Genomic DNA, 25,180 nt, shown 5'->3' with positions numbered 1-25,180 from the left:
TTGCTCCCGCTGGGCTGCGCAGCGGCCCCTTTTGTGAGCGCTGCGCACTCAAGCGGGAGCAAGCTCCCTCGCCACGAAAGCCTGTCCATTGAAGCATGGGGCTGCGGCCGATGAACCTCTCCGGCCCCTTCATCCGCCGTCCAGTGGCGACCATGCTTCTGAGCTTCGCGATCATGCTGCTCGGCGGCGTGTGCTTTGGCTTGCTGCCGGTTTCGCCGTTGCCGCAAATGGATTTCCCGGTGATCGTGGTCCAGGCCAACCTGCCGGGGGCGAGCCCGGAGGTGATGGCTTCCACCGTGGCGACGCCGCTGGAGCGCTCGTTTGGCGCCATCGCCGGGGTCAATACCATGAGCAGCCGTTCGAGCCAGGGCTCGACCCGGGTGATCCTGCAATTCGACCTGGACCGCGACATCAATGGCGCGGCGCGGGAAGTACAGGCGGCAATCAACGCCTCGCGCAATCTGCTGCCCAGTGGCATGCGCAGCATGCCGACCTACAAGAAGGTCAACCCGTCCCAGGCGCCGATCATGGTGCTTTCGCTGACCTCCGACGTGCTGGAGAAAGGCCAGCTCTATGACCTGGCTTCCACCATCCTGTCCCAGAGCCTGTCCCAGGTGGCGGGGGTAGGGGAAGTGCAGATCGGCGGTAGTTCGCTGCCGGCGGTGCGTATCGAGCTGGAGCCACAATTACTCAACCAGTACGGCGTGGCGCTCGACGACGTCCGCACGGCGATCGCCGACAGCAATGTCCGCCGGCCAAAAGGGTCGGTCGAAGACGACAAGCGCATGTGGCAAGTCCAGGCCAATGACCAGTTGGAAAAGGCCAAGGACTACGAAACGCTGGTCATCCGCTACCAGGACGGCTCGGTGTTGCGGCTCAAGGACGTGGCGAAGGTCAGCGACAGCGTGGAGGACCGCTACAACAGTGGGTTCTTCAACGACGATGCCGCCGTGCTGCTGGTCATCAACCGCCAGGCCGGCGCCAACATCATCGAAACCGTCAACGAGATCAAGAACCAGCTGCCGGCCCTGCAAGCGGTGCTCCCGGCCAGCGTCAAGCTCAACCTGGCCATGGACCGCTCGCCGGTGATCAAGGCCACCCTGCACGAAGCGGAAATGACCCTGTTGATCGCCGTGGCGCTGGTGGTGCTGGTGGTGTTCCTGTTCCTCGGTAATTTCCGTGCGTCGCTGATCCCGACCCTGGCGGTACCGGTGTCGTTGGTGGGCACGTTCGCGGTGATGTACCTCTACGGTTTTTCCCTGAACAACCTGTCGCTGATGGCGCTGATCCTCGCCACCGGGCTGGTGGTGGACGATGCCATCGTGGTGTTGGAGAACATTTCCCGGCACATCGACGAGGGCGTGCCGCCGATGAAAGCGGCCTACCTGGGCGCTGAGGAAGTGGGCTTCACCTTGCTGTCGATGAACGCCTCGCTGGTGGCGGTGTTCCTGTCGATCCTGTTCATGGGCGGGATCGTCGAGAGTCTGTTTCGCGAATTTTCCATCACCCTGGCGGCCGCCATCGTGGTCTCGCTGGTGGTGTCCCTGACGCTTACCCCGATGCTCTGCGCCCGGTGGTTAAAGCCCCACGTGCCGGGGCAGGAAAACCGCTTGCAGCGTTGGAGCCACGGCCTCAACGAGCGCATGGTCCGGGGGTACGCCCGCAGCCTGGATTGGGTGCTGCGCCATCGGCGCCTGACCTTGCTCAGCCTGCTGGTGACCATCGGCGTGAATATCGCACTGTACGTGGTGGTGCCAAAGACGTTCATGCCCCAGCAGGACACCGGCCAATTGATCGGCTTCGTGCGCGGTGACGATGGGCTGTCGTTCAACGTGATGCAGCCGAAAATGGAAATCTTCCGTCGCGCGGTGCTCAAGGACGAAGCGGTGCAGAGCGTGGCGGGTTTCATCGGCGGCAACAACGGCACCAACAATGCTTTCATGCTGGTACGCCTCAAGCCGATCAAGGAACGCGGGATTTCCGCGCAAAAGGTCATCGAGCGCTTGCGCAAGGAAATGCCCAAGGTACCCGGTGCCCAATTGATGCTGATGGCCGACCAGGACCTGCAATTCGGTGGCGGTCGCGAGCAGACCACGTCGCAGTATTCCTACATCCTCCAGAGCGCCGACCTGGCGTCGCTGCGCACCTGGTATCCCAAGGTCGTCGCCGCTTTCCGCGCCTTGCCGGAACTGACCGCCATCGACGCCCGCGACGGTGGCGGGGCGCAGCAGGTGACGCTGATCGTGGACCGCGACCAGGCCAAACGCCTGGGCATCGACATGGACATGGTCACCTCGGTACTGAACAACGCCTACAGCCAGCGGCAGATCTCGACCATCTACGACAGCCTGAACCAGTATCAGGTGGTCATGGAGGTCAATCCCAAATATGCCCAGGACCCGAATACGCTCGAGCAGGTCCAGGTGATTACCGCCGATGGCGCGCGGGTCCCGCTGTCGGCGATTGCCCATTATGAAAACAGCCTGGAGGACGACCGGGTCAGCCATGAAGGCCAGTTCGCTTCAGAAGGTATTTCGTTCGACATGGCCGAAGGCGTCACGGTGGAGCAGGGCACCGCGGCGATCGAGCGGGCGATAGCCAAGCTCGGGATGCCCGAAGATGTCATCGCGAAAATGGCCGGCACCGCCGACGCGTTCGCCGCGACCCAGAAAAGCCAGCCGTTCATGATCCTCGGCGCGTTGCTGGCGGTGTACCTGGTGCTCGGCGTGCTGTACGAAAGCTATATCCACCCGCTGACCATCCTGTCCACCTTGCCCTCGGCCGGGGTGGGCGCGTTGTTGTCGATCTATGTCCTGGGCAGCGAGTTCAGCCTGATCTCGCTGCTGGGGTTGTTCCTGCTGATTGGCGTCGTGAAGAAAAACGCCATCCTCATGATCGACCTCGCATTGCAATTGGAGCGCGCCGGCCAAACGCCGTTGGAGTCGATCCGCAGCGCTTGCCTGTTGCGACTGCGGCCTATCCTCATGACCACGCTGGCCGCGATCCTCGGAGCCCTGCCGCTGTTGCTCGGTGGCGCCGAAGGCTCGGAAATGCGCCAACCGCTGGGCCTGACCATTATCGGCGGGTTGGTATTCAGCCAGGTCCTGACGCTCTACACCACCCCGGTGGTCTACCTCTATCTTGATAACCTGCGCCATCGTTTCAACCGCTGGCGTGGGGTGCGCACTGATGCTGCCCTGGAAACTCCGCTATGACCGATCGTTCGTTGTTCAACCTTGTCGCTGCGCTGGCGACTGCCCGTGGTTCGCGTGTCTTGAGCCTGGCGCTCTGCGTGGCACTGCTGAGTGCCTGCGCAATCGGTCCCGATTACCAGCGCCCGTCAGCCGCCGCGCCGTCGCAGTACAAGGAGGCCCAGGGCTGGCGCCAGGCCAACCCCAGCGACGCCCTGGCCCGTGGCGCCTGGTGGGAACTGTACGCTGACACCCGGCTCAACGACCTGGTGGAACAGCTCAACGCCTCCAACCAGACCGTGGCCCAGGCCGAAGCCCAGTACCGTCAGGCCCAGGCTTTGGCGCGCAGTGCTCGCGGGGCGTTCTTTCCGACGGTCGACCTTTCGGTCGGCAAGACCCGCTCCAGCCAAGGCACGGGCAGCAGCAGTTCGAGCCTGAGCAGTTCCTCCAGCGGCATCCGCGACACTTACAGCGCCCAGGCCGGCGTGAGCTGGGAAGCGGACGTGTGGGGCAGGTTGCGCCGTACCTTGGAGGCCGATGAAGCCAGCGCCCAGGCCAGCTTTGCCGACCTGGCGGCGATGCGTCTGAGCCAGCAATCGGAGCTGGTGCAGAACTACCTGCAGTTGCGGGTGATTGACCAGCAGAAGCGCTTGTTGCAGACCACCGTCGACAACTACCAGCGCTCCCTGAAAATGACCGAAAACCAGTACCGCGCCGGGGTGTCCGGCAAGGATGCCGTGGCCCAGGCGCAGAACCAGCTCAAGACCACCCAGGGCGACCTGATCGACCTGATCTGGCAGCGTGCGCAGTTCGAAAACGCCATTGCCGTGCTGATCGGTCTGCCGCCGGCCGAATTCAGCCTGGCCGAAACCCAGGATGTCCCAGCGCTGCCGCAAGTCCCGGTGGCCGTGCCGTCGCAACTGCTCGAACGCCGTCCAGACATCGCATCGGCGGAGCGCTCGGTCATGGCGGCGAACGCCAACATCGGCGTGGCGAAGGCCGCCTATTACCCGGACCTGACCCTGAGCCTGAGCGGTGGCTACAGCAGCAGTACCTACGATAACTGGGTGAGCGTGCCGAACCGCTTCTGGTCGGTCGGCCCGCAACTGGCGATGACCCTGTTCGATGGCGGTCAGCGCTCGGCGGAGGTCGACCGCAGCGTGGCGGCGTATGATCAGACGGTCGCCACCTATCGCCAGACCGTGCTCGACGGTTTCCGCGAAGTCGAGAACTACATGATTCAGCTCAAGGTGCTCGAAGACGAAGCCCGCGTGCGCCAGGAAGCCCTCGACGCCGCCCGCGAGTCCCTGCGCCTGACGCAGAATCAGTACAGGGCAGGGCTGATCGGCTATCTCGACGTGGTGTCTGTCCAGGCTACAGCTCTGAGCAACGAGCGCAGCGTGTTGAGCCTGCAACAGAGCCGGTTGATTGCGAGTGTGCAGTTGATTGCCGCGTTGGGCGGTGGTTGGGATGGGCGGTTGGAGGCGTCCGAGCAGCCGGCAACGGACTGATACCCGCCCCAGACCTTGTGGGAGCGAGCCTGCTCGCGAAAGCAGTGGTTCAGCTTATGAAAATGTTGACTGACCTGCCGCCTTCGCGAGCAGGCTCGCTCCCACATTAGATTGCGCAGCGTGATGCAGTCCCGCTTTTGGCCGATGCGCTGCCTACGTCCTGTCGTGATCGCTTGTTATAGTTCAGGCCTCTTCCAGCCGGTCAAAGGATACTGCCATGTCGCAATACCAAGCGTTCAACGTCGAACTTGCAGACAACATCGCCCATGTGCAGATCAACCGACCGGACAAGATCAACGCCATGAACGCGGCGTTCTGGAGCGAAATCGTCGAGATTTTCCAATGGATCGACGACACCGACGAAGTGCGGGTGGTGGTCCTGAGCGGTGCCGGCAAGCACTTTTCCTCAGGCATCGACCTGATGATGCTGGCTGGCGTGGCGAACGAACTGGGCAAGGATGTGGGCCGTAACGCCCGCGTGCTGCGACGCAAGATCCTGCAGCTGCAAGCCTCGTTCAATGCCGTGGACAACTGCCGCAAACCGGTACTCGCGGCGGTCCAGGGCTATTGTCTCGGTGGTGCCATCGACCTGATTTCCGCTTGCGACATGCGCTACGCCGCCGAAGACGCGCAGTTCTCCATCAAGGAAATCGACATCGGCATGGCGGCCGATGTTGGGACATTGCAACGCTTGCCCCGGATCATCGGGGACGGCATGCTGCGTGAACTCGCTTATACGGGGCGCACCTTTGGTGCCGACGAAGCGCGCAGCATTGGCTTGGTCAATCGTGTCTACAATGACACCGCCAGCCTGCTCGACGGCGTGATGGGCATTGCCCGGGAAATCGCCGCCAAGTCGCCGATTGCCATCACCGGCACCAAGGAAATGATCAGCTACATGCGCGACCACCGCATCGACGACGGCCTGGAATATGTCGCCACGTGGAATGCCGCCATGCTGCAATCCAATGACCTGCGCGTGGCCATGGCCGCCCATATGAGCAAACAGAAACCCGAATTTCTGGATTGATCGATCATGATTTCACGCTGGACCACCGCAGTACTCGACACCGACCTTCCCGGCGGCTGGGCCGTGGCCCGCAGCCCGGAAGGTTTTTTGTACGACGATAACGGCGCGCTGTTTCCTCGCGACTGGCTCAAGCGCCAAGACCTGTCGATCCTCGCCGAGCACGGCATCGGCCATTTCGATGGCGAGCCGGTCTACCTGCTGGAACTGCACAGCCCCCTGGATATTCCCGGTTGCAGCTGGAAAGGCTTGCGCGCGTTCATGCTCGAGGAAGATCACACGCTGTTCAAGGTGTTGGGTTATGCCGCTCAGGTCGGGACCTGGGCCCGGGAACACCGCTTTTGCGGCAGTTGCGGCCAGCCCATGAGCCAGGTGCCGCGCGAGCGGGCGATGCATTGCCAGGCGTGCGATCTGCGGCATTACCCGCGGATCTCACCAAGCATGATCGTACTGATCACCCGTGGCGATGAAGTCCTGCTCGCACGTTCGCCCCGTTTTGTCTCGGGTGTCTACAGCACCTTGGCAGGATTTGCCGAGCCGGGTGAGTCGGCCGAGGACTGCCTCGTCCGGGAAGTCCGCGAAGAAGTCAGTATCGAAGTGAAGAACATCCAGTACGTGGGCAGCCAGTGCTGGCCGTTTCCCCATTCGATGATGCTGGGCTTCCACGCCGAATACGCCAGCGGCGACATCGTGCCCCAAGAGGACGAGATCGAAGACGCGCAGTGGTTCAGCATCCACGATCTGCCACCGCTTCCCGCCTCGCGCTCGATTGCCCGGTATCTGATCGACCTCTACGTGGCGCGGCGCTTAGGCCATGCTGAACCAGTGTTGCCAGGCTAGGCGCACGGTCAGGGCCAGCACCACGGTGATGAACACTGGCCGGATGAACTTCGCGCCGCCGCTGATGGCGGTGCGAGCGCCAAAGAAAGCACCGACCATCACCGACAGGCCCATGCTCAGGCCGATGATCCAGTCCACCTGGCCCGAGACGATGAACACCGTCAGCGCCGCGATGTTACTGACGAAGTTCATGCTGCGGGCCACGCCGCTGGCCTTGACCAGGTCGATGGGGTAGAGCAGCAGGCTGCTGACGGTCCAGAACGCACCCGTGCCCGGGCCGGCCACGCCGTCATAGAAACCGAGGGCGAAGCCTTGCGGCGACTGCCAGGTCTTCTTGATCGGCGCATTGCTGTCCAGCGGTGCCTTGGGCGTGCCGCCGAACAGCAAGTAGAGGCCGCAGGCAAAGACAATGACCGGCAGCATCTTGTTCAGCCACTCGGCGGGCAGGTAATGGGCAACGACGGCACCGGCCAGGGCACCGATCAGCGTGCCGACGAGGGCGTGGGTCCACTGCCGTGGGTGAAACAGCTTGCGCTTGTAAAAGGTAAAGCTGGCCGTGGCCGAGCCAAAGGTCGAGCTGAGCTTGTTGGTGCCCAGCACCAAGTGTGGCGGCAGGCCGGCGGTCAACAGGGCCGGGGTGGTGAGCAGCCCGCCACCGCCGGCAATGGCATCGATGAAGCCGGCGATGAACGCCACAACGGCCAGTATCGCGAGGGTGGAAAGTTCAACGCTGAGTTCGAAAGGCATGGAATGGACTTAGTCGGCAGGGCGCAGGAGGGCTGCGGGAAAGGCCGGTATGTTACCGATTATGACCGCGCGCCGCGACTGTCCGGTGAGGCCCTGCAATCCCGGTGGCGAGGGAGTTGCTCCCTCGCCATGGAGTTTGATCTATTCCGGCCGGAACACCGCCCGTAGGCAATCCTGGCGTTTGTCCTTGAACATTGCGTAGCCCTCAACCGATTGCTCCAGGCCCATGGGATGCGTCAGCAGATAGGAGGGGTCCAGGTCACCGTTCTGGATGTGTTCGAACAGACGCTTCACATAACGCTGTCCCGGTTGCTGGCCGGAACGCAGAGTCAGTGACTTGTTCACGATCGCGCCCATCGGGAATTTGTCCAGCAAGCCGCCGTACACGCCGACCACCGACACCGTCCCGCCTTTACGACACGCGCGAATCGACTGGCGCAGCACGGTCCCGCGTTCGGTGTGCAGGCGCAGCATCTGTTTGGTCTTGTCGTAGAAATAATCGACTTCCGTGCCGTGGGCCTCCATGCCGACGCAATCGATGCAGCGATCTGGTCCACGGCCGCCGGTCAGTTCCAGCAGGGCGGCATGCACGTCGGTGGTCTCGTAGTTGAGGGCGATGGCGCCGGCCTTTTCCTCGGCCAGGCGCAAACGATCGGCAAAGCGGTCGATGGCAATCACCCGTTCTGCGCCTAGCAAGTAGGCGCTGGACATCGCCATCAGCCCAACCCCGCCGCAACCCCAGACCGCCACCGTATCGCCGGGTTGGATATCGGCGTTGTCGGCGGCGAAATAACCGGTGGGCACCGCATCGGAGACGAACACGGCCTGCTCATCCCTGACGCCATCGGGGATCGTGAACAGGTTGACGTCGGCAAACGGCACGCGGATATAGGTGGCGTGGCTGCCGGCATAACCACCGAACGCATGGCTGTAGCCAATGATGCCGCAGGCGGGTTGACCGTAGGCGATGTCGGTGGCGGTGGGGTTCGGATTGGAGTTGTCGCAGCAGGAAAAGTCCGAACGCTGGCAATGCTCGCATTCTCCGCAGCCGACAATCGACACTGTGACGACCCGGTCGCCTTTCTTGATCTGCGTGACAGCCGAGCCGGTTTCCACCACTTCGCCCATGAACTCATGCCCAATGATGTCGCCGGCCTGCATGGTCGGCACGTAGCCGCCCAGCAGATGCAGGTCCGAGCCGCACACCGAGGACAGGATCACCCGCACGATGGCGTCGCGGGGATTCAGGATGGAGGGATCGTCCACCGTCTCGACCTGCAGTTTGTTAGGGCCTTGCCAAGTCAATGCGCGCATCAGACGGTACCTCCATTGAGTTCGGGTTTGTCAGAGGATGAGTCGTTGGCTGGAGCTTGCGTCGCGTGGGTAGCCGGGTGGACAAACAGAAAGTCCTTGGTATGCGGATCGCGCATCTTGTTGGTGCTGACTTCGCCCGTTTCCAGTTGCTGCTTGATGCTGCGCAGCACATTGAGCAGGGCCTTGTCGGAGAACCGGGAAATAGCGGCGGCGAGCGCATAGCCGGCCGCGCCGAGAGGCGTCTCGCAAGCCACGATGACTTTGATCTGCGTACCGCGACCGGCGGGCGCATCGCTGAAATGCATCTGGATGTCATGCTTGAAGCGTCGGTCCGGACCGGCAATCCAGTGCAGCTTGCGGCCTTCCTTGGGTTCGCAGTGTTCGAGGTCACACTGCAACGTCTTGTCCATCGGGCCATGGGCGACCCAGCGATAAGTTCGTTCGCCCGTCTGTTCGATGGCGTCCACCCATGGCATGAGCGCTCCCAGATTGGCCGGTTCGCTGCAGAACGCATAGACCTCGTCCCTCGGCTTGCCCACCGTGATGCTGCGGGAAATGACCTTGCTGCCGTCCCAATCGCGATCCTGTTCGAATGTTTGTTCGAAAGGGCTGTGGGTCAGGGCTTGCTTGATCCGGCATGTGCCTGAATAGGCTCGCCAGGCAGCGCACGCGCCGAGCAGCACCTGCGGCCAGCCCTTTAGACCGCCCTGGCGCAAACCATTGGCAAGCAATAACGAGCCGGCCACCAGCGACACCAGGCGCTCCGGCGTGCCAAGATTGGGGCGTGATGAGGTGGGCACCGGAGCCCGGCTCGCCACCAGTTTTGGGCGTTCAGTCATGATGGTTCTCCTTGCTGATCCAGGGGACGACATAACGAATGAACCGAGGGCAACGGCGGTTGTTCCGTTGGTGTGAGTGGTTTCCCGATGAGCCGGTTGGGAGCGGTTTCGGCCCGTCGTGTTGCCCAGAAAGGACATCCAAAGGTCTCACCGCCAGGCAAATTTTTTTTGAAATCAAGGGGTTGTCAGCTTAGGCAAATGAGTACATAATTGCGCCCATCGAATGCATCGAGGCGTAAAAAACTTCAATGTTTTCAAGGAGATAGCTCGCTATTAGCGGCTTTGTCCGGATAAGTTTTTATCCGTTTGATGTGGTTTCATTGCATCAGGCGTATTGAGGCCGAATAGCAAAATGGTTATGCAGTGGATTGCAAATCCACCTACGCCGGTTCGATTCCGACTTCGGCCTCCACTTCTAAAAAGCTCTGTAGATTCATGATCTACGGAGCTTTTTTATTTAGGGGGCGGTGAAAGGTTTTGTCTTGAAAAGGGCAATGGCCGCCTTGCTTCACCCAGGAGGGATGTATATATTTCCCCCTCTGTTGCACCAGCCTCGATCCTGGGGGATGCCTATCCGACAGTGTCACATGGCTTGACCGCGCTACCGCCCGAATGGCGAAACTGGTAGACGCATGGGACTTAAAATCCCCCGCTCGTAAGGGCGTGCCGGTTCGATTCCGGCTTCGGGCACCATCTAATATCAAGGGTTTGCGAGCGAAAGCTAATGCAAACCCTTGTTTGTTTCTGGTCCGTAAAAATTGTTCGTCAGGTTTTAAGCGGTCTACAGCCTGCGCCGAAACGCTTCCAATATTTCCCGCATCCCTTTTTTCATCTGCAACTGCGCAATGGCGTCCAACGGGTGCCATACACAGTCGCTGATCTCATTTTGTGGCCTGGCGGCCGTCGAATCGTTGACCGCCGCCTCGAACACGTGATGCTCGGTACCGCCGTCATTGATCCGCATCAGGTAAAGCAGGCTTTCGGCGCTCAGCCCCGTTTCTTCCGCCAGTTCCCTTAGGGCGGCGTCGGCGTGGCTTTCGCCGCGCTCGACAGTTCCGCCAGGCAACCCCCAGCGGCTTTTGGGCTTACGTACCAGCAGGATGTGGCGGTCTTCTTCGCAGATGACGGTCGCTCGAATCTTCATAACCTGGTCCAATTCCGACTGTCATTAAAATGCAATATAACTGCAATATTTGAGCCTCGCGCCGTTTCGGCGTTCAAAAAACGAAATGTTTCGTTTCTGTCCATGGGATCGCGCCCCATGGAAAAGGCTTCGTTTATTTCGCGGACGGTTGGAAAACGTCGAGGCAGGGCCGTTGTCGACGACCGATCATCGCCAAAAATGAATCAGCGCCGAAAAAACGCATCAATGTTGGGTGGACGAGCCGGCCCCGATGGGGGGAGCGAGGAATGATGACCACCGTTGAAGACTTCAAAGTCAGATCCCACGAGCTTCTGGTTGAGCTTGATGCAGCAACGTCGGAGATGATGGCGCTTATCTGTGTCCATCAAATGTCGGGAACCGCCTGGGACGAGGCGGTCCGGCGTCAGCACGAGGCCTATGAGCAATGGGTCGCCTACCTCAACGAGCGCTTGTAGCTGCACGATCGTCAACCGTAACAGCAAGTCAGATTCTTTGAACGGAGCTGGCGCGGCCATGCCTAATCCATAGACCGACAAGAGGATTGAGGCCATGTCTGAACTAGCCAGTTATTTCTGGATCGCCGTAGCGGTGTTGCTGTTACTCGTGGACTTGTGGGCGATCGTCAGCGTCTTTCGCAGCGACAAGTCGGCCGGTACCAAGGCGGGCTGGGCGCTGTTGCTGATTATCTTGCCTGTCTTGGGCTTGATCATCTGGGGCGTGGCCGGGCCACGAGGCGTCAAGAACCCGCCTTCTTCCCCAGAACACAGCAAGGGCTGACGCCATGTGATGCGAACCACCCGGTCAGCGGTTCTTCCATTGGCCGCCGGTGGTTTCGCAATCCTTTTGTGCTTGCTGCACTTGTTGCGCGTCGTAGTAGTACCAGGTGACTTGGGCGTTGTCCGGGATATTCGCCGAGCCGCCGCTGCGATCCTTGCTGGTGGAATGGGGATTGGCCAGGGCTTCCTGAGTCAGTCTTGCCTGACACGTTGCCACGTAGCCCTCGGCGCAACGCTCGACGGGTTTCTTTTGAGTGCTCAGGGTCCCTTTGCTTTCGTTGCTGCAGGACCAGCCGATGGCCTCCGAGGGGACGCCCTTGTACTCATAGCAACTGCGGGTTTCGATTTCCTGTACCGCCTGGCTTTGGGATCGGGTAAGGACCTCGCAACCCTGCGCCATGACGGTGGCGGGGCAGGCACAGGCAATCAGCAGCAGGACTCTGGCATTCATGTTGGTTCTCCCTTATGACGGCTCTTGCATCGATACCTATCAATATCGAGGTGCAAACGTACGCCGTCGTTCCATCGGGTTTACAACCGGTGGAGCTCAGGGAAACCGGTGCGGCAAGCGTCGTTGACGAAGCTTTCCATCAACGAAACATATAGCGAAACCTATTAGCGAAATCTTGGCAACGGACGTTCCACAGGTTTGAGTGAAGAGAGGGCGCTCTGGATCGACGGGGCATCCTTTTCGATATCGTTGAGCCGATCGCGGATACGCACTGCAGCGGGATGGCCGCCCTGATGGTCGACCCAGTCGGCAATTTCCTTGCAGGCCGCGGTCAGCCCCGCCTGGCGCGATTCCAATAAAGTGAGCAGGGTGGTGATGGACTCTTTTTCGGACATGTCACACCTCCATTCAACGTTGGATGAGGCAGCACGAAACCCATCGCTATGGACGGGTAAGGCTGCAATAAGGGTAGTTGAGATATTTCTGCGGTGTTGGATATCCGGCGCACGACTGGACAGTCGGTGCGCCGGACCCTTTCATGTCTTGTTCAGCCAGACTCCTTGACCCAGGATGGCGCGACGGAGGCTCGCCAGCGCACATCGGTAATGCCATATTTTTCTGCCATGGGTTTTGAAACCCGCTTGACCTTCTCCCTGCCGAATTTGGGGATGCGCCCAACACCCGCGTCGCAACTGGCCCAATGCCAAGCTTCGGAGTTATTCATCACTTCGGCGCGAATGATGAAAGACTTGGGCTCGCCATGGAGCATGTAGTCGATGATGTAAAGCGATGGACCGCCCATAAATCCTCCCTAATTGATCCTATACGGATGGATACGGAGGCGTTCGGAAAATTCCATTGGATTTCCGGACGGTCAAGAATGGGGTCTACAGGGAGAGTGTCGAGGGTTGCTGAACACCGTGCTCACGGTGCGGAACCAAACCCGGGTAACCTTCTCCAAGGTGAGCTTGAAAGCACCGGTGCCAAGGATCAAAGGCGACGTAACGTGGCACTGAATAAAGGCAAGACATGAACAATTTCGCCAGGGCGCTGGTCGTGGCGCTGTTTGCCCTGCACTTGTCGGGCTGCATCGGCCCGCCCATCGAATTGACCCCGCAAACCGAGGAACGCCTGCGCGTTCAGGCCCCGATCCGTTTCCTGCTGACATTCGATGATGGGCCTAGCGCATCGTCTTTCTGGAATCCGAGCGCCGACGTGCTGGACGCATTGGACCGTAATCCGGTGCAGCCTGGGATCAAGGCGGTTTTTTTCGTCCAGACACGAGCGCCACGGGCCGGTGGCAGCGAAATCGGCCGCTCGCTCATGCATCGCGAGCATGCGAACGGACACCTATTGGGATTCCACACGGCTACCTATTGGCATACCAATCATCGATTCCTGGATCCGGATGAGTTGGAGCAGTCCCTGTTCAATGGCGCCAACGATATCGCTGTGATCACAGGCGCATCGCCAAACCTGGTACGACCGCCATTCTGGAGTTTCGACAAGCGCACGTTTGCCGCTTATCAACGACACGGTATGCACGTATTGCTGACTGACTTGAGCGCCAATGATGGCAAGGTTTGGGGCATTACCGTGAGCCCACGACGGCGGATGAGCCTCACGCGCCAGCTCTCCGAGGTCCGCGAGCGCATCGCGGATGGTCAATTGCCCACAGTGGACGGTGTGATACCGGTCGTCGTGACCTTCCACGACCTCAACCGATATACCGCCCGCCACGCCCGTGAATACCTACAGATCCTTTTGGACAGTGCCAGGGAGACCGGGCTCAGGACCGATGCGAAGCCGTTCTACGACGACAGCCGCGCCCTGGAACGAGCGGCGCTGGCTCGCACGGTTCGCGACACGTCCCAGCCCGTGCATCTGCCCGGTTTATGGGATTGGCTGTGGGATTCGGACTCCCATTGAATTGCATGGACGATGAACTGTCGCGACGCCCGGTAGGCACCGACGGGTGAACCGGGAGTATGGTAGGCAGCGTAACTCGGTACTTTGCAGGAGGTGATCACCATGAGTACTGCGATGCTGACGAAAATGCACATCAATGGCTATGACGTACTGAGCGTCAACAGCGGCCCTTGGCGAGTCTGTACCCAGGCTGATCGGCTGGGTTCCTTCGCCTCACGGGAGGAAGCGCTGGCCTACGCCGCCGCATTACCCGCCAGGAGACGCCGTAACGCCCCGTCCGGGAACGTCAAGTAGGGCCGCGTTCTGTTGACTGCGCGCAGGCACGGATGCCAGCCGCGCAGTCAAAGCGGGTCATGAGGCTGCCAGCTCCAGGGGCAGTTCCAGGGTAAACAGGGCACCGTGCCCCGGTCCGTCACTGTAGGCCAAGAGACGGCCGTTCATTTCGACTGCCGCCAGGGCGCAACTGTGCAGGCCAAAGCCATGGCCGTCCTTGCGGGTCGTGAAGCCATGATTGAAGATCCTCGCCTGGTTTTCCTTGGAAATCCCTTCGCCACGGTCCTTGACGCTGACGCATAACGTCGTCTGGTCGACGATGCGGATTCCCAGGGTCATCTCCCGTGGGTGCTCAACGCTGGACATGGCGAACTTGGCATTGCTGATCAGGTTGATCAGGATCAGCAGCAGCCGGTGCTTGTCGCCGAGAATCACGGGAGCGTCCTGGTAATCCTTGATCACGGTGACATGATGCCGGCTCAGCGCACCTGCATTCATGCGCAGGGCATCCTCGAACAGATCGGCGACGTTCAGCGGCTCGATCAGCCTCGCAGCCCCGGCGTAGGTTTGTTGGGTAGTGACGATGTCCTTGATGTGATCGATGCTTTTGGTCAACTGCGCCAGTTCTTCGATGAGCAGTGCTTGTTCGCCTGCAACAGAGTCCACCAGTTCATTGAAGTAGCGGGGCAACAACTTGCCTTTTTCGTCCTCGGTAATGAAATGACCCAGGTCGTCGGCATGTTCGTTCATCATTTTCACGGCTTTGCCCAACCCTTGCGTCTTGCTGTTTTTCAACTTGCGGGTGACCAGGTCCGCGGAAATATTCACGCTGTTGAGGACATTGCCGACGTTGTGCAACACGTTCGTTGCAATCTCGGCCATGCCTGCCATGCGAGCGGCATCCACCAACTCCCGTTCGGCCTCCTTCAACTCGCGAGTGCGTTCCTGGACGCGTTCTTCCAGTTTGTCATTGGAAGTTTGCAGCTCATGGTTGATCTGGTTGATGACTGAATAACTGCGCACCAGCCGTACGGCCAGATAGATCATCAAAAGCGCCATCAGGCCGGCGCACACCGCCAGGTATATATGGTACTTACGGTCCGTGGCGGCGGTCCTGCGCTGCGTTTCGTTCAACAGCTCGTTGATGCTGTCCAGCTCCTGGGCCACTGGGATGACGCTGATGCGGTCCAGCAGGTCGTTGACCTGGGGCTGTTCGTGGATGATGGTCTTGACGTGGTGTATCAGAGACACAAACGCGGGCCGATAGAGGGCAGGCAGTTGGTCAATCTGATGTTCGAGTTCGCTTAACTGGTCCCGCACTTCCCGTTCTTTATCCGCCGTGACGTAAAGGGCGAACTCCAGGGTGGTCAACGCCAGGTCCAGGACATTCGAGGCTGCGGTCAGGCGCGCGATCTCGCCGTTCGCCTTCATCTCCTGCAACAGGTTTTGTATTTCGTCTTCAACCGTCGGCAACTCATCCAGGGACGCCCGCAGGGTGGCGTTGTGCTGCTCGAACTGCTCCACCAGCAGATTCTTGTTCTTGACCGCATCCACGTATCCCTGGCGCCTTGACGCCCAGAGCGCCGCCAGCGGGCCGGAACTGTTCAAACGCTCCAATTGCTCCCAGCGAGTCTGCGCTTCGGGTGGTGGGGTGAGTGACAGGTTATTGTTGACGCCGATTTTCTTCCTGAGGATTTTTACGTTCCAGTTGGCGTCGGCTTGCTTGAGTTGGCGAATGAAGTCCCGTGATTCGAAATAGGTCGCTGAGTCGTATGTGTAGGATTTTATTAAAAAGAAGATCAATGCGGAAAAGACAACAAGCGCCGCGGCCAACAGGACGGGCCACTTGTATTTATTGATCAGAATGGTCACAGGTTTCTCCTGCGCGGAACGGATGCCGAAACCGGACCTGGCGAGTGTGAGCAATTATCGGGATGACGGGCGGAGAATGGGATACAAGAGGGGAGTTGCGTTTTTTGTTTGCCTGGGTACACGGTGAGCTCCCTGCTAACGGTGAACGTCTGGTCATCAGTGAAGCAAGTGTAGCGTCAACCACCGGCGTCGACGTATCTGCCTAGACGCTGCACGGGAAAATGGCGCGGCCGGAATCGACCGCGCCGAGGGAGGTTACTTCAAATCGATAAAAGGCAGCGCGCTGTTCGGCAGCATGGTGGTGGGCAGCTCACCGTTCCAGCGCTCGGCCTTGGTCAGCTCCACCAGGTTCTGGTTGCTGGCCAGCGCCTGGGCGCGGGCTTTGATCGCCTCGGCTTCAGCCTTGCCACGCAGTTCCGTTGCCAGGGCATCGGCCTTGGCCTGGGCCACTTGCGAATCGGCTTCCGCCTGGGCCTGGGTCACCCGAATCTGCGCCTGGACCTGTTCGGTGGCGAGCTGCTGCTCACGGGTCTTGACCTGGACCTCGGCGGCCATGCGCGCTTCGATGGCCTTTTCGTAGGCATCGCTGAAATCGATGTTTTCAACCTGGACGCTGTCGATGATCACCGGCCCGGTAATCGTCGATTTGATCGCAGCGGAGATATCGTTGACCAGTTGGACGCGGTTCTGCACGGCGGCCACGGCGTTGAACTTGCCGAACACATTCTCCACCTGCGTCGGCACCTGCCGGCTGATCATCCGGTCGCGGATGCCTTCCAGATCCTTGAACTGGGTATAGACCTTCGCCACGTCGGAAGGCGCGATGTGCCACGACACCGACACTTTGAGCTCGGCCGATTGCTGGTCTTTGCTGTAGGCCTGCAAGTCGTCGTAGGAGGTAACCTGGCTCTGCGTGCTGATCAGGCGTACCGATTCGATAAATGGCGTCTTGAACGACAGCCCCGGCTCAACCACCCCGACCAGCGCGCCATTGCGCAGGAGCACGCCGCGCTCGGTTTCATCAACCGTGTACCAACTTCCGAAGAACACGCATAACAGGACCACGCCGACAATTGCAGCAGCGATCGAACCGATTGTTTTACGGGGCACTTTACTTTCCTTGAGTAGGCTAGGGGATGGCATGCACTGTTTCCTTTGTGAAGACCGTCACTGTTTTTTCAAACGCCAGACACGAAAAAGCCCTGACAAGTCAGGGCTTTAACGTTAGAAGATGGCGGAGGCGATGGGATTCGAACTCATGGACCTGTTACAGTCGACGGTTTTCAAGACCGTTGCCTTAAACCACTCGGCCACACCTCCGTATTGCGTTGCGGGCGCCATAATACCCGAATGAAACACACTGTCAAACTCTCCACGTAGCTTGTTACAGAGCGTCTGTTATGATCCTTGCCACTGAATGTTTCAAAACCGGAGGAGTGTCGCCATGCGCGAACAGGATTACGCAGTGAACAACAGCGTGCAGGCTGAGCAGCTAGAAGTTAGCCGCGTCCTGCGCAACACTTATGGCCTGCTGGCACTCACGCTCGCTTTCAGCGGTGTGATGGCCTTCGTCGCACAACAGATGCGCGTCGGTTACCCGAACATCTTTGTCGTGCTGATCGGTTTCTACGGCCTGTTTTTCCTTACCAACAAGCTCCGCGATTCGGCCTGGGGCCTGGTTTCGGCCTTCGCCCTGACCGGGTTCATGGGGTTCCTGCTCGGCCCTATCCTCAACCGTTACCTGGGCATGCAGGGCGGCGCAGAAGTGGTCAGTTCGGCCTTCGCAATGACCGCGTTGGTGTTCGGTGGCCTGTCGGCGTACGTACTGATCTCCCGCAAGGACATGAGCTTCCTGAGTGGTTTCATCACCGCCGGTTTCTTCGTGTTGCTGGGTGCGGTGGTGGCTAGCTTCTTCTTCCAGATCAGCGGCCTGCAACTGGCGATCAGCGCCGGCTTCGTGCTGTTCTCGTCGGTCTGCATCCTGTACCAGACCAGCGCCATCATCCATGGCGGCGAGCGTAACTACATCATGGCGACCATCAGCCTGTATGTGTCGATCTACAACCTGTTTGTCAGCTTGCTGCAGCTGTTTGGGTTGATGGGACGTGATGACTGATATTGCCGGAGTGTCCGGCTTGAGCTGTTGATTTGAGAAACGGCGCTTTTCCTGAAGGAAAGGCGCCTTTTTTTTGTCTGGGGCTTGCACCAGGTCGGCGTCCATCAACGGCTCTCACCCCATCGGAGGCAACCGCCGCTTCACCGGCGTCTTCTTGACAATAGCCGTATTGGTTTCTGCAAGAACATTCAACTTATCCAACAAAACATCCAACTGTTCCATCGACCGCACATGCAGCCGCGCGATGAAACAATCCTCGCCAGTCACCTTGTCGCATTCAGTGAACTCGCCAATGGCCTGGATCTGCCGCTCCACCTCTTGCAACTGCCCTGGCAATGGGCGAATGCGCACGATGGCCTGGAGTTGATAACCAAAACACTTCGGATCGACTTCAACGGTATAGCCCCTGAGCACGCCACGCTCCTCGAGTCTACGCAGGCGTTCGGCAACGCTGGGGGACGACAGGCCGCTCAGGTTCGCCAAAGCCTTGAGCGAGCGTCGGGAATCTTCCATCAGCGCCTTGATGAGGATTTGGTCGATGTCGTCAGTCATAACGGCTCCGTTAGGTAAATGGTCAAAATGGCCTTTATAAAAAAGGTCAAAAACCAGTTTAGCCTTTTTCAGGCCATGGAGAAGCGGCCCGGCGGCTCGGCATACTGTAGCCACTTACCGAAGGAGCCTGAAGATGGACAAGACCCTACGCCGCGGTTCGCTCGAAATGACCGCCGCCATGCTGATTTCCGGAACCATAGGTTGGTTTGTACTGGTGGCGGGCCTGCCCGTACTGGATGTGGTGTTCTGGCGTTGCGTATTTGGCACCGTCACGCTGCTGCTGATTTGCGCGGGATTTGGTTTCCTGCGTCGGGATGTGCTGACGCGCACAACGTTCCTGCTGGCGGTACTCAGCGGCGGGGCAATCGTGGGCAATTGGGTATTGCTGTTCGCTTCCTATTCCCGCGCTTCGATTGCGATCGGTACGGCGGTTTACAACGTCCAACCGTTCATGCTGGTCGGGCTGGCGGCGTTGTTCCTGGGCGAAAAGATCACCGCGCAAAAGCTCTTCTGGCTCGCGGTTTCGTTCCTTGGGATGCTGGCGATCGTCAGCGCCCATGGCGAACAAGGGCAGGGTGGCGAGGACTATCTGGCGGGCATCGCCCTGGCGTTGGGTGCGGCTTTGCTGTACGCCATTGCGGCGTTGATCATCAAGCGGCTCAGCGGCACGCCACCCCATTTGATCGCGCTGATCCAGGTCAGCACCGGGATACTGCTGTTGGCGCCATGGGCGAATCTCTCGACGTTGCCGCAGCAACCCGAGGCCTGGGCCAGCCTGCTGACCCTCGGCATGATTCACACCGGTATCATGTACGTGCTGCTATACAGCGCGATCCAGCGGTTGCCGACAGCCGTGACCGGCGCGCTGTCCTTTATCTATCCGATCGCGGCGATCTTCGTCGACTGGTTCGCCTTCGGTCATCGCCTCGAACCGCTTCAGTGGCTGGGGGTGGCGGCGATCCTGCTGGCTGCTGCCGGCATGCAACAGGGCTGGGGCGTCAAATGGCGGCGCCCGGCCCTGTCGTAACCAGCGAGCGGTCTCAGAAAATGTAGTCGGTGGTCAGGAAATTCGAATCCCGCTCACGGATGATGTCGCTGATAAGCGCCTTGTTGCTCTCCTGGAATTTGGTTGCCACCAGCGTACGGATCGAAAAAGTGCGTAGCGCATCATGGACCGACAATGTGCCTTCGGCGGAATTTTTCCGGCCGTTGAAAGGGAAGGTGTCTGGGCCGCGTTGGCACTGGGCGTTGATGTTGATGCGCCCGACCTGGTTGGCGAAGGTGTCCACCAGCTTGCCGACTTCAGCTGGGTGGGTGCCGAAGATACTCAGTTGCTGGCCGAAGTCGGATTCGAGCACGTAATCGACCACGGTGTTCAGGTCACGGTACGGCACGATGGGCACGACGGGGCCGAACTGTTCTTCGTGATACACACGCATCGCTGTGTTCACCGGGTATAGAACCGCCGGATAGAAGAACGAAGCCCGGGATTCGCCACCGTGCTGGTTCATCACCCCCGCACCCTTGGCGATGGCATCGGCCACCAGGGCGTGCAAATAATCGACCTTGCCGGCTTCGGGCAGTGGCGTCAGCGCCACGCCATCTTCCCAAGGCATGCCGGGTTTCAGCGCGGCGAGTTTGGCATTGAATTTCTCGATGAACGCCGGGGCGACGTCTTCATGAACGAACAGGATCTTCAGAGCCGTGCACCGCTGCCCATTGAAAGAAAGCGAACCGGTGAGCGCTTCGCTGACGGCATTGTCCAGGTCGACATCGCGTAACACCAGGCCGGGGTTTTTTGCATCCAGCCCCAGGGCGGCGCGCAGGCGATGCGGGCGCGGGTGGAGTTTCTTGAGGTCGCTGGCAGCCTTGTTGGTGCCGATGAAGGCAAATATGTCGATCTTGCCGCTGGCCATCAGTGCGCTGACGGTCTCTCGGCCGCTGCCGTAGATCACATTGATGACGCCCGCAGGAAAGCTGTCGCGAAAGGCTTCCAGCAGCGGACGTATCAGCAGCACGCCGAGCTTGGCCGGCTTGAAGACCACGGTGTTGCCCATGATCAGCGCGGGAATCAGCGTGGTGAAGGTTTCGTTCAGCGGATAGTTGTACGGGCCCATGCAGAGGGCGACGCCGAGGGGCACGCGGCGGATCTGCCCCAGCGTGTCCTGTTCCAGCTCGAAGCGGCTGGAACGACGGTCCAGCTCCTTGAGGGCGTTGATAGTGTCGACGATATAGTCGCAGGTCCGGTCGAATTCCTTTTGGGAGTCCTTCAGATTTTTGCCGATTTCCCACATCAGCAGCTTGACCACTGCTTCACGTCGTTCACGCATGCGCGCCAGGAAACTCTCGACATGGCGGATGCGTTCGGCGACGCGCATCGTCGGCCATGTGCCTTGGCCGCGATCATAAGCCCGGACGGCGGCGTCAAGCGCGGTGAGCGCCGTCTCGGCGTCCAGCAGCGGCGTGCTGCCGAGGATCACTTGTTCATCGCCGTTCGGGCCGGCCAGGTAAACCGGGCTGCGCACGGTGGCCAGTGGTCCTTGCCAGGTTCTCAAGACGCCATCGACCAGGTATTCCCGTTGTTCGACGGGATCACCGAGACGGTAGGCCTCTGGGATATCCGCGGCGCTGGGAAATAAATGGGAGAGCAGGGTGGCGGTGGTCATATCGTTACTCCATCAATGAAATGAGCCATGGGCTGACAGTCTGCGGCGCTTCTAGCGTTATACGCCTTAATGAAGGTGATTTCGAAGTGGCAAGGGCGTGCGGCTGTCCTGCCTACGCCCCTGCCACCATTGCGTTGAATGCATGAAGCCGGTGTTTACCAACGCATCCGCACGCCCAGGCTGGCGATGACGCCGTTGAGGTCGTTGTCGTCGACGTCACTGCTGTAGTCGGCGCTGACATACAGGCTCACCACTGGGGTGACCCGGGCAACCAGGCCCAGGCCGACTTCGACGGTCGAAGATTTGCGGCTGCTGCTGATCTTGTCGACTTTGTCCAGGGTGACGGTGTCGGCGCTCTGGACCGTGTGCCACAGGTTGGTGCGCACGTACGGCTCGACGCCCAGGCCGTTGACTTGGTAGGCCCCTTTGAGCCGGGCGCCGACGCGACCGCTCCAAGTGCTCAGTTCGCTGCTGTCGCCATTTTCGCCGTTCGGCGTATCAAGGCTGATGCGCTGGTTGATCAACTGCGCCTGGGGTTCGACCACCCAGTTTTCGCTGATGCCGATGGGGAAGCCGCCTTCGACCGACAGCGTGACGGCGCTGCCCTCGGTGGCTTGACGCTGACCCTGTTCGTTCAAGCTGAAACCGTTGACCCGCCCCCCGCTGGCACTCAGGTCCACGTGCCAGCCCGCGGGGCCGGTCAGGCTCCAGTAGGCTCCAAGATTCTGCCCCTCCAGGCTCAGGGTCTCCTGGCCCGGCTTGGCGAGAGCCGGCGCGACCAGCATTGCGCTGCCATTGGCTGTGATCCGGCTCTGGCCGCTGATCAAACCGACGCGCTGGGTATGGCCATTGTTGTTGCGAAGCGTGAAGAGCGCGGGACTTTTGCCCGACGCGGGGTCGTTGCCCGTTGGGTGGTCGGCGGGTGTTCGGTCGTACCAGGGGGCAGTGAGAGGGTCTTCCAGTTCGGCCAGCACTTGCATCGACGAACACAGCAACAGGGAGGTCGAGACGGTGCAGAGGGTGGTTTTGAGTTCCTGCGGGCGGGGGGAAGTTTTCATGGGGGTCTGCCTTGCAATCGCATGCATTTCTCGCTTAGGGCGTCTCTCCTACCCCGAATGAGGGGCGACCGAATGGATGAGGCAAACCTCTGGCGACCCGCGATGGCGGGGTTCCAGAGGCCTGCCCCTGACTGTGTTTCCGGGGGTAGTACGTTGTATTCAAGAAGACCAAAGCGGTTGCGTCAAGAAATTGGCCGACAAATGGCATAGTGAAATCATGGAGCGCTAACCCAATGATTTCACGCGGATAAAAACGATCCTATTTAGGCGTCAATTCATCGTCGTCTGCGCCTCACCAACTGATTCTCACGCCCACATTGCCCGCCACGCCGCGTTGCTGGTTGCTGTCCAGGTTATTGCTGTAGTCCACGCCGGCATAGGCGCTGACGCTAGACGCCAGGCTCACGACCAAGCCAACGCCCAGGTCCGCCGTGGAGGCGCGTTGTTCGGTCTCGATCCGTTGGGTGTCGTCGAATGTCACCGTGTCGGTGCCGGAAAAGGTGTGCCAGATATTGGCTCGCAGATAGGGCTCCACCGGCAAGCCGCTGACTTGATAGCTGCCCTTGAGCCGGGCGCCTAGGCGGCCAGTCCAGGCGCTGTCGGAGTCGAATTCGACCTTTGAAATCCCATCGTCCTGGCTGTCCAGGCTGATCTTCTGATGGATGATCTGGGCCTGGGGTTCGAAGACCCAGTCGCGAGCTACCGCAAACGGATAGCCGGCCTCCGCCGATAGGGTCAAGGCGTGCCCGCGATTGTCGATTTTGACGCCACGTTCGGAGCGGTTATCGCCATTCAGGCGGGTGCCCATGACCACCGCATCGACGTAGCCACCCGAGCGGTCGATGAGGGTCCAGTAAAGGCCATAGCTGTCGCCATCGAGCTCGATCTTGCCAGCGCGCCGGCCTTGGAACCCGAGGTTGAAGCCGTCAACGTTGCCGTTCAGTTCGGTGTGGCCGACAAAAAAACCGATACGCTGGGTCCGATCGTCGGACGTTGGGGCGGCGTACAAGTCATGGCCGACCTGGAAACCCTTGATGGAACCGTCGAACCGGGGCGTTACCGTGCCGGCCCAGGTTTGATCGAGGTCTTTGCCGTAGGCCCGGCCCCAACCCGCGCCGAACGCGCCGGTTTCCGACAGCAGGCGCTGGTCGCCTTGCCGATCGTGAAACGTACCCAGGGCCATCAGCGTCAATTGCGCGGCGGCTGGGGGCAGTACTGACCAGGTAGGGACTTCGGGGCGGTACAAGGGAATCGGCGCAGCGCCCGGCACGGCGGCCGGCAGCGGCGGCAGCGTCGGGCTGGGCGCTGCGACCGGGCCCGCCACTACCGTGGAGCGCAGGTACCAGTTGTTGGCGTTGCCGGCCACGCCGCCCTTGAACAGGCGATAGTCGAATGCACCGGCCGAGACGGATTGCGCCAGTGAAAAGGCGCTGCTATCACTGACGGCTCCGCTCTGGGCCTGGACCAGTTCGATGCCGTCCTGGGTAGTCAGGCCGCCGGCGCCACCCAGATTCGTGACGGTGATGGCGGTGCCGCCTGTCAGGGTGCCACCGTTGACCACCAGTTTGTCACTGGGCGAATCATCGGCCCCAAGCACCGTTTGCAGGCGTAGCTGGCCGCCATTGCCGGCGTAATTGCCTTGCACGGTGAGGGTGTCATTGGTGCGGGTGTTGCCGTCGGCGAGATCAATTGCTCCGGCATTGTTGAGCGTGGTCATCTGGCCTGAAGTAAACGGCGCGATGACGCCTTGGGTCGAGGTCAATACGCTGCTGCTGTCGATGTTGAACACACCCGTGCCGGTGGCGTTGTCGCCCAGCAGCAGCGTGTCGCCCAAGTCCAGGCGCGAGTCTTGGGTCAGGCTGACGGTTTCCCAGTTGTCATAGCGGGCTCCGGTACTGGACGTGCTGCCCTCGAAGGTCAGGTTGTCCTGGCCCAAGCCTCCGTCCAGGCTGGGCGTGGGGGCGAGTCCCGCCTCGGTGAGGTTCTGCAACAGAGCGGTGTCGATGCCGTCGCCCATCAGGATGGCTGAGCGGATGGTGCCGCCGCTCCATTGGAATCGATCGTCGCCGGCACTGGTCCGGACCTCGCCGCCGATTTCCCCGCCACTGACGGTCACGTTGTCGTTGCCACCGCTGACGCTGACATTACCGCCGATGCGTCCTTCGGACAGGATGATGGTGTCCCTGCCGAAGCCAGTGACGAGGTTGCCGATGATTTCCCCACCTGACATGTCGAAGACGTTGTCATCGAGCTTCATGTCGACCCTGCCGATGGTGCCGCCGGTCATCTGGGCGATGTCGCCATCTTCGAACGCGTCGACGATGGTGCCGCCAGTCATCAGGAACGTATCGAGGCCATCGCCTTGGGAGATCGATAGAATCCGGCCGCCATTCATTTCAAACGCGTCGGCTTGCGAGCCTTGCTCGACGTCGCCATCGATGACACCGTTGGCGTTGATTTCGATGCGGTCGGTTCCGGCATCGAACACGACGTCACCCTGAACGAGGCCACTGCCTGAGACCGTCAGGTTGTTGTTGCCCGACAGATCCGTAAGCCCGGTTGCACTCGTGCCACTGTCGCACACGTAAGTGTCGTCGCCTGCCGTGGGTGACAATGTGCAAGCCGCCATCGCTGATGAGGCAGGAAGCAGGAACGGAGCCGCTACCCACAAGGCGTTGAACAGACGATTGATATGCCGATCGCGCCGAATCATGTGCTATCCCTCTGCATGGGCATCCATGGCATGCCTGTTTCAGCATGGGTTGCACGACAGATGGCACACAGGACCCGGCAACGCTCGCTGTATGGAAAGGCACGCTAGCAACGAATCAAAGGCGTCGCTACTGTCAGATCTTACAGGTCGGTTTACCCGAA

General features: G+C 60.3%; 23 protein-coding genes and 3 tRNA genes. 12 read left to right on the top strand and 14 right to left on the bottom strand.

Features of this window, described 5'->3' with window-relative positions:
- Positions 1 to 110: 110 nt before the first annotated feature.
- The 4 genes from J3P76_RS13870 to nudC all read left to right on the top strand — a co-directional run bounded on the left by J3P76_RS13870 (position 111) and on the right by nudC (position 6,569).
- Positions 111 to 3,215, top strand: coding sequence for an efflux RND transporter permease subunit (locus tag J3P76_RS13870; RefSeq protein ID WP_434611193.1), 3,105 nt, complete (start codon positions 111 to 113; stop codon positions 3,213 to 3,215).
- Positions 3,212 to 4,702 carry an efflux transporter outer membrane subunit gene (locus J3P76_RS13865; RefSeq protein ID WP_434611196.1) on the top strand — a complete coding sequence of 497 codons (1,491 nt, stop codon included), beginning with the start codon at positions 3,212 to 3,214 and terminating at the stop codon, positions 4,700 to 4,702. The genes J3P76_RS13870 and J3P76_RS13865 overlap by 4 nt, the downstream gene beginning before the upstream one ends.
- Before the next feature lie 217 nt (positions 4,703 to 4,919).
- Positions 4,920 to 5,732, top strand: coding sequence for a crotonase/enoyl-CoA hydratase family protein (locus J3P76_RS13860; RefSeq protein ID WP_434611198.1), 813 nt, complete (start codon positions 4,920 to 4,922; stop codon positions 5,730 to 5,732).
- A 6-nt stretch (positions 5,733 to 5,738) separates the two neighbouring features.
- Positions 5,739 to 6,569, top strand: a complete 831-nt coding sequence (nudC, locus tag J3P76_RS13855) for an NAD(+) diphosphatase (RefSeq protein WP_434563828.1) — start codon at positions 5,739 to 5,741, stop codon at positions 6,567 to 6,569.
- Here the strand turns inward: nudC and J3P76_RS13850 are convergent.
- The 3 genes from J3P76_RS13850 to J3P76_RS13840 all read right to left on the bottom strand — a co-directional run bounded on the left by J3P76_RS13850 (position 6,537) and on the right by J3P76_RS13840 (position 9,469).
- Positions 6,537 to 7,316, bottom strand: coding sequence for a TSUP family transporter (locus tag J3P76_RS13850; RefSeq protein ID WP_434611200.1), 780 nt, complete (start codon positions 7,314 to 7,316; stop codon positions 6,537 to 6,539). The two genes, nudC and J3P76_RS13850, sit on opposite strands and share 33 nt — an antisense overlap.
- A gap of 141 nt (positions 7,317 to 7,457) precedes the next feature.
- Positions 7,458 to 8,630, bottom strand: a complete 1,173-nt coding sequence (locus J3P76_RS13845; protein WP_420766784.1) for a zinc-dependent alcohol dehydrogenase — start codon at positions 8,628 to 8,630, stop codon at positions 7,458 to 7,460.
- Complete coding sequence (locus J3P76_RS13840) at positions 8,630 to 9,469, bottom strand: SRPBCC family protein (RefSeq protein WP_434563832.1); 840 nt, start codon at positions 9,467 to 9,469, stop codon at positions 8,630 to 8,632. Before J3P76_RS13840 ends, J3P76_RS13845 begins: the two co-directional genes overlap by 1 nt.
- A 338-nt stretch (positions 9,470 to 9,807) precedes the next feature.
- On the opposite strand from J3P76_RS13840, the gene J3P76_RS13835 reads away from it, so the two are divergent.
- Positions 9,808 to 9,881: transfer RNA gene (locus tag J3P76_RS13835), tRNA-Cys, on the top strand.
- A 194-nt stretch (positions 9,882 to 10,075) separates the two neighbouring features.
- Positions 10,076 to 10,162: transfer RNA gene (locus J3P76_RS13830), tRNA-Leu, on the top strand.
- 88 nt (positions 10,163 to 10,250) lie between these two features.
- Here J3P76_RS13830 and J3P76_RS13825 read toward each other — a convergent pair.
- Positions 10,251 to 10,613, bottom strand: coding sequence for an NUDIX hydrolase (locus tag J3P76_RS13825; RefSeq protein ID WP_434702040.1), 363 nt, complete (start codon positions 10,611 to 10,613; stop codon positions 10,251 to 10,253).
- Positions 10,614 to 10,879: 266 nt separating this feature from the next.
- Here J3P76_RS13825 and J3P76_RS13820 point away from each other — a divergent pair, with 266 nt between their 5' ends.
- Positions 10,880 to 11,068, top strand: coding sequence for a hypothetical protein (locus J3P76_RS13820; protein ID WP_420766787.1), 189 nt, complete (start codon positions 10,880 to 10,882; stop codon positions 11,066 to 11,068).
- Positions 11,069 to 11,162: 94 nt separating this feature from the next.
- Positions 11,163 to 11,390: a PLD nuclease N-terminal domain-containing protein gene (locus tag J3P76_RS13815; RefSeq protein ID WP_420766788.1), complete on the top strand. Its 228-nt coding sequence runs from the start codon at positions 11,163 to 11,165 to the stop codon at positions 11,388 to 11,390.
- Positions 11,391 to 11,414: 24 nt separating this feature from the next.
- On the opposite strand, the gene J3P76_RS13810 is transcribed toward J3P76_RS13815, so the two are convergent.
- The 3 genes from J3P76_RS13810 to J3P76_RS13800 all read right to left on the bottom strand — a co-directional run bounded on the left by J3P76_RS13810 (position 11,415) and on the right by J3P76_RS13800 (position 12,642).
- Complete coding sequence (locus tag J3P76_RS13810; RefSeq protein WP_434563836.1) at positions 11,415 to 11,840, bottom strand: hypothetical protein; 426 nt, start codon at positions 11,838 to 11,840, stop codon at positions 11,415 to 11,417.
- 164 nt (positions 11,841 to 12,004) lie between these two features.
- On the bottom strand, positions 12,005 to 12,235 hold the full coding sequence (locus J3P76_RS13805) for a hypothetical protein (protein ID WP_420766790.1): 231 nt from the start codon (positions 12,233 to 12,235) through the stop codon (positions 12,005 to 12,007).
- A 152-nt stretch (positions 12,236 to 12,387) separates the two neighbouring features.
- Complete coding sequence (locus tag J3P76_RS13800) at positions 12,388 to 12,642, bottom strand: DUF6555 family protein (protein WP_039588765.1); 255 nt, start codon at positions 12,640 to 12,642, stop codon at positions 12,388 to 12,390.
- A gap of 227 nt (positions 12,643 to 12,869) precedes the next feature.
- Here J3P76_RS13800 and J3P76_RS13795 point away from each other — a divergent pair, with 227 nt between their 5' ends.
- Positions 12,870 to 13,769, top strand: a complete 900-nt coding sequence (locus J3P76_RS13795) for a polysaccharide deacetylase family protein (protein ID WP_434611204.1) — start codon at positions 12,870 to 12,872, stop codon at positions 13,767 to 13,769.
- Between the two features lie 102 nt (positions 13,770 to 13,871).
- On the top strand, positions 13,872 to 14,063 hold the full coding sequence (locus J3P76_RS13790; protein ID WP_420766792.1) for a DUF2188 domain-containing protein: 192 nt from the start codon (positions 13,872 to 13,874) through the stop codon (positions 14,061 to 14,063).
- Between the two features lie 57 nt (positions 14,064 to 14,120).
- Here J3P76_RS13790 and J3P76_RS13785 read toward each other — a convergent pair whose 3' ends face one another.
- The 3 genes from J3P76_RS13785 to J3P76_RS13775 form a co-directional block, all read right to left on the bottom strand.
- Entirely contained in the window at positions 14,121 to 15,914 is a 1,794-nt protein-coding gene (locus J3P76_RS13785) for a DAHL domain-containing protein (protein WP_434700854.1), read from the bottom strand.
- A 255-nt stretch (positions 15,915 to 16,169) separates the two neighbouring features.
- Positions 16,170 to 17,024, bottom strand: a complete 855-nt coding sequence (locus J3P76_RS13780; RefSeq protein WP_420766794.1) for a prohibitin family protein — start codon at positions 17,022 to 17,024, stop codon at positions 16,170 to 16,172.
- A gap of 122 nt (positions 17,025 to 17,146) precedes the next feature.
- A tRNA-Ser gene (locus J3P76_RS13775) sits at positions 17,147 to 17,234 on the bottom strand.
- Between the two features lie 124 nt (positions 17,235 to 17,358).
- Here J3P76_RS13775 and J3P76_RS13770 point away from each other — a divergent pair.
- Positions 17,359 to 18,030 (top strand): Bax inhibitor-1/YccA family protein, encoded by a 672-nt coding sequence (locus tag J3P76_RS13770; RefSeq protein WP_039588756.1) that lies wholly within the window; start codon positions 17,359 to 17,361, stop codon positions 18,028 to 18,030.
- A gap of 114 nt (positions 18,031 to 18,144) precedes the next feature.
- Here the strand turns inward: J3P76_RS13770 and J3P76_RS13765 are convergent, their stop codons facing one another.
- Positions 18,145 to 18,582: an Lrp/AsnC family transcriptional regulator gene (locus J3P76_RS13765; RefSeq protein WP_420766795.1), complete on the bottom strand. Its 438-nt coding sequence runs from the start codon at positions 18,580 to 18,582 to the stop codon at positions 18,145 to 18,147.
- 133 nt (positions 18,583 to 18,715) lie between these two features.
- Between J3P76_RS13765 and J3P76_RS13760 the strand changes: the two genes are divergently transcribed.
- Positions 18,716 to 19,609, top strand: coding sequence for a DMT family transporter (locus tag J3P76_RS13760; protein WP_434700853.1), 894 nt, complete (start codon positions 18,716 to 18,718; stop codon positions 19,607 to 19,609).
- Between the two features lie 13 nt (positions 19,610 to 19,622).
- Here the strand turns inward: J3P76_RS13760 and J3P76_RS13755 are convergent, their stop codons facing one another.
- The 3 genes from J3P76_RS13755 to J3P76_RS13745 form a co-directional block, all read right to left on the bottom strand.
- Positions 19,623 to 21,248, bottom strand: coding sequence for an NADP-dependent glyceraldehyde-3-phosphate dehydrogenase (locus tag J3P76_RS13755; RefSeq protein WP_420766797.1), 1,626 nt, complete (start codon positions 21,246 to 21,248; stop codon positions 19,623 to 19,625).
- Positions 21,249 to 21,403: 155 nt separating this feature from the next.
- Complete coding sequence (locus J3P76_RS13750) at positions 21,404 to 22,306, bottom strand: autotransporter domain-containing protein (protein WP_420766798.1); 903 nt, start codon at positions 22,304 to 22,306, stop codon at positions 21,404 to 21,406.
- A gap of 292 nt (positions 22,307 to 22,598) precedes the next feature.
- Positions 22,599 to 25,019: an autotransporter outer membrane beta-barrel domain-containing protein gene (locus J3P76_RS13745; protein ID WP_434674924.1), complete on the bottom strand. Its 2,421-nt coding sequence runs from the start codon at positions 25,017 to 25,019 to the stop codon at positions 22,599 to 22,601.
- Between the last annotated feature and the right edge of the window lie 161 nt (positions 25,020 to 25,180).

It is taken from the genome of Pseudomonas sp. D1-36 (assembly GCF_051132205.1).
Lineage (GTDB): Bacteria > Pseudomonadota > Gammaproteobacteria > Pseudomonadales > Pseudomonadaceae > Aquipseudomonas.
The sequence above is the reverse complement of the archived record's forward strand: the minus strand, read 5'-3'. Positions and strand labels throughout refer to the sequence as shown.